General features: G+C 59.8%; 9 protein-coding genes. 4 read left to right on the forward strand and 5 right to left on the reverse strand.

What is annotated here, in order from left to right; genetic code table 11:
• The first annotated feature begins 44 nt into the window (after window positions 1–44).
• Window positions 45–422 (forward strand): response regulator, encoded by a 378-nt coding sequence (locus tag AC5SEM_RS10230; protein ID WP_003225116.1) that lies wholly within the window; start codon window positions 45–47, stop codon window positions 420–422.
• Between the two features lie 116 nt (window positions 423–538).
• Here the strand turns inward: AC5SEM_RS10230 and AC5SEM_RS10235 are convergent, their stop codons facing one another.
• The 3 genes from AC5SEM_RS10235 to AC5SEM_RS10245 form a co-directional block, all read right to left on the reverse strand.
• Window positions 539–2,209: an ATP-binding protein gene (locus tag AC5SEM_RS10235; protein WP_495472857.1), complete on the reverse strand. Its 1,671-nt coding sequence runs from the start codon at window positions 2,207–2,209 to the stop codon at window positions 539–541.
• Entirely contained in the window at window positions 2,206–3,708 is a 1,503-nt protein-coding gene (locus AC5SEM_RS10240; RefSeq protein WP_495472858.1) for an ATPase domain-containing protein, read from the reverse strand. The genes AC5SEM_RS10235 and AC5SEM_RS10240 overlap by 4 nt, the downstream gene beginning before the upstream one ends.
• Before the next feature lie 131 nt (window positions 3,709–3,839).
• Entirely contained in the window at window positions 3,840–4,895 is a 1,056-nt protein-coding gene (locus AC5SEM_RS10245; RefSeq protein WP_331695695.1) for a tetratricopeptide repeat protein, read from the reverse strand.
• A gap of 171 nt (window positions 4,896–5,066) precedes the next feature.
• Between AC5SEM_RS10245 and AC5SEM_RS10250 the strand changes: the two genes are divergently transcribed.
• Genes AC5SEM_RS10250 through AC5SEM_RS10260 form a run of 3 tightly spaced genes read left to right on the forward strand, consistent with a single transcriptional unit; the run spans window position 5,067 to window position 8,362 of the window.
• Window positions 5,067–7,202, forward strand: a complete 2,136-nt coding sequence (locus tag AC5SEM_RS10250) for an FUSC family protein (RefSeq protein ID WP_495472859.1) — start codon at window positions 5,067–5,069, stop codon at window positions 7,200–7,202.
• On the forward strand, window positions 7,192–7,392 hold the full coding sequence (locus AC5SEM_RS10255; RefSeq protein WP_077573022.1) for a DUF1656 domain-containing protein: 201 nt from the start codon (window positions 7,192–7,194) through the stop codon (window positions 7,390–7,392). The genes AC5SEM_RS10250 and AC5SEM_RS10255 overlap by 11 nt, the downstream gene beginning before the upstream one ends.
• Window positions 7,393–7,396: 4 nt before the next feature.
• Window positions 7,397–8,362 (forward strand): HlyD family secretion protein, encoded by a 966-nt coding sequence (locus tag AC5SEM_RS10260; protein WP_495472860.1) that lies wholly within the window; start codon window positions 7,397–7,399, stop codon window positions 8,360–8,362.
• Between the two features lie 196 nt (window positions 8,363–8,558).
• Here the strand turns inward: AC5SEM_RS10260 and AC5SEM_RS10265 are convergent, their stop codons facing one another.
• Together AC5SEM_RS10265 and AC5SEM_RS10270 are read right to left on the reverse strand one after the other, a co-directional pair.
• On the reverse strand, window positions 8,559–9,980 hold the full coding sequence (locus tag AC5SEM_RS10265) for an efflux transporter outer membrane subunit (protein ID WP_116032660.1): 1,422 nt from the start codon (window positions 9,978–9,980) through the stop codon (window positions 8,559–8,561).
• A complete protein-coding gene (locus tag AC5SEM_RS10270) occupies window positions 9,977–13,156 on the reverse strand; it encodes an efflux RND transporter permease subunit (protein WP_368966893.1) in 3,180 nt (1,059 codons plus the stop codon). The genes AC5SEM_RS10265 and AC5SEM_RS10270 overlap by 4 nt, the downstream gene beginning before the upstream one ends.
• Between the last annotated feature and the right edge of the window lie 6 nt (window positions 13,157–13,162).

A 13,162-nucleotide genomic window follows, 5' to 3' on the forward strand; every position in this document is an offset into this window, starting at 1 on the left:
CCGTACGGTCGTATCAGCAGCTATTGACCGAACAAAGGCTTCCCATGAGCGTAGATGCACAAGATGTAGTACTCGTCGTCGAGGACGAACCGGTTATCTTGATGGTCCTGACGGATTACTTGTCAGGGCAGGGGTATCGCGTGTTGCAGGCGGAAAATGGCGAGCAGGCGTTCGAGATTCTTGCGAGCAAGCCGCATCTGGACATGTTGATCACCGATTTCCGTCTGCCGGGCGGGATCTCCGGCGTGCAGATCGCTGAACCGGCGGTGAAATTACGCCCGGACCTGAAGGTGATTTTTATCAGCGGTTATCCGCAGGAAATCCGCGAAACGGGCAGCCCGATCACGCGCAAGGCGCCGATCCTGGAAAAGCCGTTCGACCTGGATGTGTTGCAGGAAAAGATTCAGGAATTGCTCGCCTGATATCTGTGTAGGAGCTGCCGCAGGCTCGGGCCGCGATCGGACGATCTTTTGATGTTTATCGTTAAAAGCAAGATCAAAAGATCGCAGCCTGCGGCAGCTCCTACAGTTTCAGCGTTTCAGCTTTTGATCATCTCCCGCACCTTGGCGGTCAACAGGTCAAAAGTGAACGGTTTGGTGATCATCTGCATCCCCGAATCGAGGAAGCCGCCACGCACCGCCGCGTGCTCGGCGTATCCGGTGATAAACAACACCTTCAGACCTGGCCGATATTGACGGCCGACTTCCGCCAGTTGCCGGCCGTTCATGCCCGGCAGGCCGACATCGCTGATCAGCAGATCAATGCGCTGCGTCGAGTTCAGAATCGGCACGGCGCTGTCGGCATCCCAGGCTTCGACAAAGGCATAACCCAGCTCACCAAGTACCGCGCAAACCAGCACGCGCACGGCCGGGTCGTCTTCGACGATCAGCACGGTTTCGCCGTCCAGTGCATCCGGCAGTTGTTGAACATCGGGGGCAGGGCTAGCCAGTTCTTCGCCGCGAAAACGTGGCAGGTAGAGCCTGACTGTGGTGCCCTCATCGATTTCGCTGTCGATCGAGACATGCCCGCGTGACTGCTTGCTGAAACCGTAGATCATCGACAGACCCAGCCCCGTGCCCTGGCCGATCGGTTTGGTGGTGAAGAAAGGATCGAACGCACGGTTGATGACACTTTGCGGCATGCCGCTGCCGTTGTCGGTGACACTGAGCATCACGTAATCACCGGGTTCGAGGTTGCTGTAGGCTTCAGTGAATTCGCGTTTGAGTACTTGATTGCTGGTCTCGACCACCAGTTTGCCGCCGTCAGGCATGGCGTCGCGGGCATTGATCACCAGGTTGAGCAGGGCGCTTTCCAGTTGATTCGGATCGGCCTCGGCCACCCATAATTTGTCGTTGAGGCGCATGTCCAGCTGAATGCTTTCGTTGAGGCTGCGTTGCAGCAGCTCACCCATTGACAGCACCAGCGTGTTCATCTGCACGGCTTTGGAATCGAGCGACTGGCGGCGCGAAAACGCCAGCAGACGATGGGTCAGACCGGCGGCGCGATTGGCCGAGGTCACGCCCAGATCAATCAGGCTGTCGAGGTCATCCGTACGCCCACGGGCCAGACGTCGACGCAGCAACTCAAGGCTGCCGATGATGCCGGTGAGCATGTTGTTGAAGTCGTGGGCGATGCCGCCGGTGAGTTGGCCGACCGCTTCCATTTTCTGCGACTGACGCAGTGCTTCTTCGTTGTGGCGCAGTTGCGCGGTACGCTCCTCGACCTGTTGCTCGAGGGTTTCCAGGGTCGATTGCAGGCGCCGTTCACTTTCGCTCAAGTCGATCAGCCGGTCGCGGGCCTCGTACTGTCGTCGTCGGCCGCGCAACGCGGCAGAAACCATACTGACCAGTGTCGCCGGATGAAACGGTCGCTCAAGGAATGTCACGTTACCCAGCAGATCGCTCAGGCGCGAGGAGGGGCCTTGTTCCTGACCGCCGTGATGGGTCAACAGCACAATCGGCAGGTCCGACCACGCAGGTTGCTGTTCCAGATACAGGAACAGCGCTTCCAGTTCCGGCCCGCGCAAGGCTTCGGCGGCGACCAGCACCAGCCCGGCACCCAGTTCCAGTTCCGTACACAGCGAACCCAGACCGGGCGTGACCAGCCCGCCGTAACCGGCCTCGTTGAGGATCATCAGCGCAATCTGGCTGTCGCGACCCACGGGCGCCAGAATCAGCGCCCGTTCAGCCAGCGGCACCTGGACCGTCACAAGCTTTCTTCCCGAAGCAACGGATTACTCGCACCGAGGTAGGTGGGGACGCCACGCAGTACGCCCTGAAAGGCCTCCAGCGGTTCGCCGATGGTCATGCCTTGCGTGGAAATGCGGTATTCACGAATGGTCGATTCGTGGCTGCCGGTGCGTTTCTTGATGATCGAGATCGCGCGGCGGACTTTGCCCAGTGCTTCGAAGTAGCGCAACAGAATCACCGTGTCAGCCAGATAAGTAATGTCGACCGGCGCTTGCATGTCGCCAACCAGACCATGTTGGGCAACGGTCATGAAGGTCGCCGCACCTTTGCGGTTCAGGTACAGCAACAGTTCGTGCATGTGTAGCACCAGCGCGTTTTCTTCCGGCATTGCCGCCTGATAGCCGTTGATGCTATCGATGACCACGGTTTTGATTTGACCTTCATCGACGCAGCGCCGCACGCGATGAGAGAACTCGCCCGGCGACAGTTCGGCAGCGTCGACCTGTTCGATCAACAGATTACCGGTGGCTTGCAGCGCCTTGAGGTCGATGCCGATGTTTTTCATGCGTTCGAACAGCAGGCCGAGTTCTTCATCGAAGATAAACAGCGCGGCTTTTTCCCCGCGTAGTACCGCAGCGGCGGCGAAGATCATCGAGATCAGCGATTTACCGGTACCGGCAGGGCCGAGAATCAGCGTACTGGAGCCGGTTTCGATGCCGCCGCCGAGCAGGGCGTCCATTTCCGGGATGCCGCTGGACAGCTGCAAACGCGCATAGTCGCCGCGATGTTCAGCCGCCACTAGCCGTGGGAACACATGCACGCCATCGCCCATGATGGTGAAGTCATGGAAACCACCGCGATACTTCTGGCCACGGTACTTGACCACCCGCACGCGTCGGCGCTCGGCGCCGTAGTTGGGTGTCAGTTCTTCAAGACGAATCACCCCGTGGGCCACGCTGTGCACGGTTTTGTCGAGGGACTCGGTGGTCAGGTCGTCGAGCAGCAGTACGGTCGCGTTGTAGCGCACGAAGTAATGTTTGATGGCCAGAATCTGCCGGCGATAACGCAAAGAGCTTTGCGCCAGCAAACGAATCTCCGACAGGCTGTCGAGGACCACACGCGTAGGCTTGAAGCGTTCGACCGCTTCGAAAATCTGCTTGGTGGCTTCGCCCAGCTCCAGGTCGGAGGAGTACAGCAGGCTCTGCTGGTGTTCAGCATTGAGCAGGCTCTCCGGGGGCGTCAGCTCGAAGATCTTGATGTTGTCATCCAGCGTCCAGCCGTGGGACAACGCCCCTTGCCTTAATTCGCGCTCGGTTTCCGAGAGCGTGATGTACAACGAGCGCTCGCCGGCTTTCGCGCCGGCCAAGAGAAAATGCAAAGCGACCGTGGTTTTGCCGGTACCGGGTTCACCCTCCAGCAAAAAAACATGACCGCGAGACAGACCACCGGCGAGGATGTCATCCAGACCCACAATGCCGGTAGCGGCTTTCGCACTGATCAACTCGTTAGAAGTAGACAAAAAATGCCCTCTCATGACTAAGGGAAGCGAGGCCGCCAACTTATCGAGCAGCCTGAATAACTTGACCTTGCGCCGTGATGGCAGTTCCGAAATTCCTTGCCAAATGTGTCGATTGAACGGTCAACAGTGGCTCAGAGACCCTGCTGCAAGGCCGGATCATCCGGGTTGAGCTGTTCCAGCTGCGCCAACAGAATCTGCACGTTCTGCAATTGGCCGCTTTCTTTCCAGTAGTTGATCAGCAACACCCGCGCCTTGCGGTCAGCGGGGTGGCGCTGAACGATTTCCTGCAACTGGTTTTGCGCCGCTTCCAGTTCTTCGGCGCTGTGCAGGGTGGTGGCGAGGTCGTAGCGGTAATCCTTGTTATCGGGCTCCAGCTCGACGGCTTTGGACAAACCGAGCAGGGCGTATTCGCGCTGATCGTGGTGCAACAGCCAAAGACCCAAGGCGTGTTGCAGGTAGGCAGAATCAGGTTGCGCTTTGAGCTGTTTGACCAGCAGTTGCCGAGCAGCGTCGGTTTGGCCCTGGCGGTCGAGGACATCGATCTGCATCACCAGCGCCTGCAGATTGCCGGGCTCCAGACGCAGGGTATTGTCGAGCGCGATCTGTGCTTCCTTTAGTTCGGCGTTGTGAATGTGCAGGCGGGCCAGTTGTGCGTAGTTCGTGGCGCTTTCCGGCTGCGCCTTGAGCGTTTGTTCCCAGCCGTCGATCGCTTGTTGCAACGGCGCGAAATACAGACCCAGTTCATCCGGCGTCAAGCCGAGCAGGGCGTTGATCGCGGCAAAGCGCACGGTTTGGTCGTCATCCTCGAGCATCGGCCCGAGCAACAGGCTGCGTTGCCCGCCCGGCACCAGTCCCACCACGCTTTTGATCGCCGCCAGCCGCACGGCGGGGGCTTCGTTCTGCAGGTCGGTGTCGGCCAGTTTCAATGCTTGCGGGCTCGGGTAATTGGCCAGCTCACCGTGCAGCCACACGCGGCGTTTGACCGAAATGTCCGGGCGGCCCAGTTGCTGATACAACTGACGCGCCGCGCCCGGTTGACCCTTGCGGGCAGCATCGAGCGCTTCGCTATAACCGTGCTTGATTGCATCGGGTATGACCGGAACGGTGCTGCGCACCGACAGCCAGGCCACGACGACGACAAGCACAAGGCCCAGGCTGATAAGCAGGTAGCGGCGAGACTGAGGCATGCAGGTTTCCGAAACTGGCGTTCTTGAGCAGAGCGGCAAGCTTCGGTCAGCGCGGGCCACGAGTCAAACCCTGTGGATGCGAATCGCCCTACAAGCTGCGTCGACTCAGTTACCCGTCAGGCTTTCGATGCAGTGTCTACGCTTGCAGAAGTCGCTTTGATGAGTGTGCCCATGCAAGCCCTGTTCAATTATTTCCGAGCCGTGATCCACCCCGGTCAGGCCGCCTTGCTGTTTGCCCTGCGAACCATTGTGGCGGGCTTGCTGACGCTGTACCTGGCGTTCTTGTTCGATCTCGATCAGCCGAAGTGGTCGATCATGGCAGTGGTCATTGTCAGCCAGCCGTTGGCCGGGATGGCGCTGGCACGCAGCTTCGGTCAGGTGATCGGCACGACCCTCGGGGCGGCGGTGGCGGTATTGATCATGGCGATCTTTCCTCAGGCACCGCTGCCATTCATTACCACCCTGGCCCTTTGGCTGGCGCTGTGCACGGCAGGCGGCACGTTGCTGCGCTACACCAGCTCGCAAGCCTTTGTGCTCAGTGGTTATACCGCTGTAGTCGTGGCGTTGCTGGCGATTCCGGATCAGGACGGCACCTTTTTACTGGCGGTTACCCGCGTCACCGAAACCTTGCTGGCCGTGGCCTGCGTATGCGTGGTCAGCCTGTTGACGGCACGCCCGCAAGCGGTGGCCAAGGGTTATTTCGCCAAAGTCGATCAAGTCATCAAACTGGCCGCCAGTCACGCTGCGGCGGTCCTTCGCACGGAAGAAAGCGAGGCCGATTTCCAGCGTCGGCAAATGCAATTGCTCGGTGAGATCAGTGCCCTCGAAGGACTGCGCCGGCACTTGTATTTCGATGCGCCACGGTTGCGCAGCGCCAACCATCTGGTACTGCTGTTGGGCAACCAGTTGATGTTGTTGACCTCGCGATTGACCGCGCTACGCCATCAGCGCGAACTGCTCACTGAGCGCTGGGAGGGTGATCTGCCATTGGACATCCAGCGACTGCGTGCGGACGAACTGGCGCTCTTTGACCAGTTGGCCGAGCAGGGGCGATCGCTGCCCGAGCCCACACGTCACCGGTTTATCACGCTGCAGCAACAGTTCGAGGCGCTCGCTTATCAGGCCGAACAACTGACTGAAGACATGAGCGCCACATTGCGTTCACTGGCCTGGGCGTTGCGCTGGGAGCAGGCGCGGCTGTTGCAGCAACTGGAACAGATCCTCGAATTGAGCGATGCCATTCAGGAAGGGCGCGAGGCCAGTTGCCTCTATCGCGGTCAGGTCAGCCCGCTGCATCTGGATTTCACCCTGGCGTCGATGAACGCGATTCGTGCCTTCACCGCGTTGCTGGTAGCCGGGTTGATCTGGATCGAAACCGCCTGGGACGGCGCACGGGGCGGGATGATTCTGGTGGGAATTCTCTGTTCGCTGATGGCGACGTTTCCGCGTCCACTCATGGCCGCACAGAGTTATGCACGAGGCTTGGGCCTGGCGCTGGTGGTCTCGGCGTTCTATCAATTCATGCTGGTGCCGGCGATCAGTGATTTCGAGCTGTTGGCATTGCTGCTGGCGCCGCTGCTGTATGTGATCGCAATCGGTCTGGCCAGTCCGGCGACGGCGGGCATCGGCATGGGGTTGGGGTTGTCGAGTTTCCTCATGATCGGCCCGCAGAATGTCGGGACCGGGCAGAACACGGCGATTCAATGGTTCGAATTTGCCGGCGCCTACGTCAGTGCGGCCATGCTTGCCCTGATCGTTTACGCGTGGATTTTCCCGTTTCGCCCAGCGTGGCGCCTTCGCCGCTTGTACAACGAAGCGCGCGAGCAGGTGTATGCACTGAGCAAAACCCCGGCGACCGATGAACAACAGTTTGCCTTTGAAAGCCGCATGGTCGATCGCCTGACCAGCATGCTCGGCCTGCTGCCAGCGGTGAACAACCGGGCCATGCAGCAACTCTATGAAATCAGCCTCGCTTGCGTGGCACTCGGTGTGGCAATGCACCAGTTGCGGCAGCAGGCACACAACAATGCGCTGCTGACAGAAGCCTTTACTCAGCGTCTGGCATCGGCCGTGCGCAAGACCGGGCGCTTTGTCGCCGGGCGGCAGGATGTCGAACTGGCGCCATTGATGACCACGCTGCATACATTGGGCGATGAACTGGATGAACTGCACGTCGCCAGCCATGAGCATGTCTGGTCGCTGTTTCGTATGCGTGTGGCCCTGTTGATCGTCGTGTCATTTCTACAACGCCACGGTGACGCTATCCAGCACTCTGTTCCGGAAGGAGAAGCAGCCCTTGCCCATTGATTTCGAGATTGGCGGTGTCTACCTGCCGCCCATTGCCCAGGCGTTACTGTTGGCCATACCGATTTTCATGTTGCTGGACTGGGGGTTGCGGCGACTTGGCGTACTGCGCCTGGTCTGGCATGAAGCGCTGTTCGAAGGCGCTTTGTATGCCTGTGTCTGTGCCACGCTGATTTTGCTGATGGGAGGCTGATGCCTTGAAAGTGTTATTCACGCGATTGATCACGTTGGCGGTGGTGCTGTTGGCGATCGTCCTCGGCTGGTTTGCCTGGGAGCATTACACCCGCGCGCCGTGGACTCGCGATGCGCGGGTCAGAGCCGATGTGGTGACGCTGTCGGCGGATGTTTCCGGGCGTATCGTCAGTCTGGCCGTGCAGGACAACCAGCATGTCGACAAGGGGCAATTGTTGATGGAGATCGACCCGGCGCGCTACCGCCTCGCGGTGGAACACTCGCGCCGTGAGGTGGAAGTCGCAAAGGCAACGCTGGGTCAGTCGCAAGCGGCGATCGTTGCCAGCGAAGCCTTGCTCAAGCAGCGGCAAAGTGAAGAGCGTCGGCGGCGTACGCTCAAGCAGGGTTATGCGATTTCCGGTGAGGAGTGGGAAAAATCCAGTACCGATGTGGCGGTGGCCCAGGCGGATCTTTTACGCAATCAGGCCAATCTCGGTCTGGCCGAGGCCAACGTGCAGTTGGCGATTGCCGCGCTGACCCAAGCCGAACTGGACTTGCAGCGCACCCGCGTCGAGTCCCCGGTGAGCGGTTATGTCACCAATCTGCTGACTCGCGAAGGTGACTATGCAGTGAGTGGAGGCGCGTTGTTGGCGCTGGTCGACAGCGATTCGTTCTACATCAGCGGCTATTTCGAAGAAACCAAATTACCGCGGATTACAGAGGGTGATCGGGTGCGGGTGCAATTGATGAGTGGGGAGACCTTCGGCGGCAAGGTGCAGAGCATCGCCTTCGCCATCGCCGACCGGGAAAACGCGCCGGGCAGCCGGCTGTTGGCCAACATCAACCCGAGCTACACCTGGGTAAAACTGGCACAGCGGGTGCCGGTGCGGATCGACATTGATGGTGACTACGCCGGCAAGAACCGCCTGCGTGCGGGCACCACAGCGACCGTCACTGTGCTTGAGAACACCCAATCTGAACAACACCGCTAACCTGTGGGAGCGAGCCTGCTCGCGAATGCATTGGATCAGCCCTGATGGTGTTGCCTGACACACCGCATTCGCGAGCAGGCTCGCTCCCACAAGATTTCATTGATTAAAAATCAAAAAAAAGCCCCGCGACCGAATGATACGCGGGGCAAAAAATTTGGTTGGTTGCGGCCAACCAAAGGAGCTCTTTAACAATCGATTACTTGCTGGCAACAGTCTCCGGTTGCCAGCCGCCGCCAAGGGCCTTGTAGATCGCGACAATGCCGCGATACAGGTCGACTTCAGCCTGGGCCTGACTGTCTTCGGCGTTCAACCGTTCGCGCTGCGCGTCGAGCAGCACGAGGAAGTCAGTCGTGCCTTCGCGATAGCGGATTTCAGCGAGGTCGGCAGCCTTGCGGCTCGATTCGCTCTGACGGATCAGCGAGATCAGGCGTTGCTGACGCTTGCCGTAATCGCTGAAAGCGTTTTCCGACTCTTCCAGGGCCAGCAGCACTTGTTGCTCGTAAGTCGCCAGTGCGCCTTCGGCTTCAGCATCGGCGCCACGCAAACGGGCGCGTACGCTGCCAAGGTCGAACGCTGCCCACGTAATGCTCGGGCCGAGTGCCCAGGCGTTGGCCGCCGAGGAACCGATCTGCGAACCACGCCCGGCCGTCCAGCCGAGGAAGCCGCTAAGGCTGACCCGTGGGAACAGATCGGCTTTCGCCACGCCAATGCGCGCCGTGGCCGAAGCCAGATTGCGCTCAGCGCTGAGAATGTCCGGACGACGCTGCAGCAGTTCACCCGGATCACCGATTGGCAGGGCCTTGGCAATCGCTGGCAGGTCTTTTGGACTCAGATCGACGGTCAGTTTGTCCGGACGCTCGCCCAAGAGGGTAGCGATACGGTTTTTCTGTCGAACCTGTTCTGCCTGCAATTGCGGCACGCTGGCTTCAACCGAGGCCAGACGCGCATCGGCACGTTCGACGTCAAGCTGATCACCGACACCGGCGTCACGCAGGCTGATGGTGATCTTGCGCGACTCCTGCTGGTTGTTCAGGTTGGCCACGGCGATCTTCTCGCGCAGCTGAGCGCCACGCAGTTGACCGTAAGCGTCGACCAGTTCGGCAATCATGGTGACTTGCAGTTGGTACAGATCGGCTTCGGCCGCTTGCTGGTCGGCGTCGCTGGCTTCCAGATTGCGCTGGATGCGGCCAAACAGGTCCAGTTCCCAGGCCATGTCCAGACCGAGGTCATAGCGTTCGCTATTGACCCGGTTGGTGGTCTGGCCGGGGATTTGCCCCTTGGCCAGATCACTGCTGGCGCGGCTGGTGATGGTCGGCATCGCATCGTTGCTGGCGTCGTCGCGGATCGCCCGGGCGGCTTTCCAGCGGGCGAACGCCACGCGCAGTTCACGGTTGCCTTGCAGCGACTGGGTCACCAACTGGTTGAGGGTCGGATCGTCGAATTGCTGCCACCAGATGCCTTCGAATTTCGAACGGTCGAAGTTCTTTTGCCCGGCGGCGCCGTCGGTGACGGCCGTGATATTGGCCGCCTCCGTGGCTGGGGTCTTGTAGTCGGGGCCGACAGCGCAGGCGCTGAGGGCCAGCACCAGCAGACTCGGCAGGAAGACTTTCAGACTCATTGTTGCGCCTCCAGTTTCAGAGCTTTGGCCGCTTTGCGGGCTTCGCCGCGTTCGACAAAGTTACGGATCAGTACGTAGAACACTGGCGTCAGCAACAGACCGAAGAAGGTCACCCCGAGCATCCCGGAGAACACCGCCACACCCATGGCGTGACGCATTTCGGCACCGGCACCGCTGGAGAACACCAGTGGCACCACACCCATGATGAACGCGAAGGAGGTCATCAGGATCGGCCGCAGACGCAGACGGCAAGCTTCGAGAACCGCAGCGAGCGGGTCGAGGCCTTCTTCCTGTTTGTCCTTGGCGAATTCGACGATCAGAATCGCGTTCTTACAGGCAAGTCCCACCAGTACGATCAAGCCAATCTGGGTGAAGATGTTGTTGTCACCGCCCGAGATGATCACACCGGTGATGGCCGACAGCAGGGTCATCGGTACGATCAGGATCACCGCCAGAGGCAGGCTCCAGCTTTCGTATTGAGCGGCCAGTACCAGGAACGCCAGCAATACGCAGAGCGGGAACACGAACAGCGCGGTGTTGCCGGACAGAATCTGCTGGTAGGTCAGGTCGGTCCACTCGTAGGTCATGCCGTTCGGCAGTTCATCCTTCAACAGTTTCTCGATGGCTTTTTCCGCCTGGCCGGAGCTGTAGCCCGGGGCAGCCGCGCCGTTGATTTCTGCGGTGATGAAGCCGTTGTAGTGCATCACGCGATCCGGGCCCGAGGTGTCGCTGACCTTGATGAAGGTCGCCAGCGGGATCATTTCGCCTTTGTTGTTGCGTACTTTCAGCTGGCCGATCTGGTCGGATTCGAGGCGGAACTGTTGCTCGGCCTGAACGTTGACCTGATAGGTGCGCCCGAATCGGTTGAAGTCGTTGGCATACAACGAACCCAGGTAGATCTGCAGGGTGTCGAAGATGTCGCTGACGGCCACGCCGTGGGTCTTGGCTTTTTCACGGTCGATGGCGGCATCGACTTGTGGCACGTTCACGGTGTAACTGGTGAACAGCCCGGCCAGTTCCGGCACGCTGTGGCTCTTGTTGATGATGTTCATGGTTTCTTTGTACAGCTCGTCGTAGCCCAGGTTGCCCCGGTCTTCGATTTGCAGGCGGAAACCACCAATGGTGCCCAGACCTTGTACCGGCGGTGGCGGGAAGATCGCCATGTACGCCTCTTGAATGTTCGCGTACTGACCGTTCAAGGCCCCGGCGATTGCGCCGGCGGACATGCTCGGGTCTTTACGTTCGTCGAACGGTTTCAGGGTCACGAAGACGATGCCGGCGTTCGGGCTGTTGGTGAAGCCGTTGATCGACAGACCCGGGAACGCTACGGCGCTTTCCACGCCTGGCTGTTTCAGCGCCAGATCAGACATGCGCTTGATCACGTCTTCGGTGCGATCGAGGCTCGAGGCATCCGGCAGTTGTGCGAAGGCCACCAGGTATTGCTTGTCCTGGCCGGGCACGAAACCGGTCGGCGTGCTGGAGAAACCGAAGAAGGTCAGCACCATCAGGCCTGCGTACAACAGCAGGGCGATGCCGCTGCTGCGGATAACCCGGCGCACGGTTCCGACGTAGCCATGGCTGGCACGATCGAAGAAACGGTTGAACGGACGGAACAGCCAGCCACCGAAGATCTTGTCGAGCACCTTGGAAAAGCGGTCTTTCGGTGCGTCGTGGCCTTTCAGCAATACCGCGGCCAGTGCTGGCGACAGGGTCAGCGAGTTGAACGCCGAGATCACCGTCGAGATGGCGATGGTCAGTGCAAACTGTTTGTAGAACTGCCCGGTGAGACCGGAGATGAACGCTGCCGGAATGAACACCGCACACAGCACCAGAGCCGTGGCAACGATCGGACCGGTTACTTCACGCATCGCCCGTTTGGTGGCTTCGACCGGTGTCAGTCCGAGTTCAATGTTCCGTTCGACGTTCTCCACCACCACGATGGCGTCGTCGACCACGATACCGATGGCCAGCACCAATCCAAACAAGGACAGCGCGTTGAGCGAGAAGCCGAACAGGTGCATCACCGCAAACGTACCGATCAACGATACCGGCACCGCCACCAACGGAATGATCGAGGCGCGCCAGGTTTGCAGGAACAGGATCACCACCAGTACCACGAGGATCAGTGCTTCGAAGAGGGTGTGAACCACCGCCTCGATCGAACCGCGCACGAAGATCGTCGGGTCATAGACGATGCTGTAGTCCATGCCTTGCGGGAAGCCTTTCTTCAACTCGTCCATTTTCGCCCGAACGTCGTTCGAGATGTCGATGGCGTTGGAGCCTGGACGCTGAAAGATCGGGATGGCTACGGCCGGCTGGTTGTCCAGCAACGAACGCAGCGCATATTGGCTGGAGCCCAGTTCAACGCGAGCGATGTCCTTGAGGCGAGTGATTTCACCGTCGTCGCCTGCACGAATGATGATGTTCTCGAACTCTTCCTCGGAGACCAGACGGCCCTGTGTGTTGACCGACAGCTGGAAGCTCTGGGCATTCGGGGCAGGGGGCGCACCCAACTGACCGGCAGCCACCTGGCGGTTTTGCTCACGAATCGCGGTGACCACGTCGGTTGCAGTCAGATTGCGCGAAGCGGTCTTGTTCGGATCGAGCCAGACCCGCAGCGAGTAATCGCCCATACCAAACAACTGCACATCACCAACACCGTTCAGACGAGCGAGCTCATCCTTGATGTTGAGGATTGCGTAGTTGGACAGGTAGAGCATGTCGTAGCGCTTGTCCGGGGAGGTCAAGTGCACAACCATGGTCAGGTCAGGCGAGGCCTTGTCGACGGTGATACCGATGCGCGTCACTTCTTCGGGAAGTTTCGGCTCGGTACGGGTCACCCGGTTTTGCACCTGCACCTGCGCGTTGTCCAGGTCAGTGCCCAGGGCGAAGGTGATGGTCAGGGTGATCTTGCCGTCGGCGGTCGACTGCGAGGACATGTACAGCATGTTCTCGACGCCGGTGATGGCCTGCTCCAGCGGAGCGGCCACGGTTTCACCGATGACTTTAGGGTTGGCGCCCGGGAAGTTCGCACGTACCACCACGGTCGGTGGCACGACTTCCGGGTATTCGCTGATCGGTAGCTGGAACAGCGAGATAGCACCGGCGATCAGGATCAGCAGCGACAGCACCGCTGCGAAGATCGGCCGTGAAATGAAGAATTGGGAAAAATTCATCGGAGT

Source organism: Pseudomonas sp. CH61, assembly GCF_059429415.1.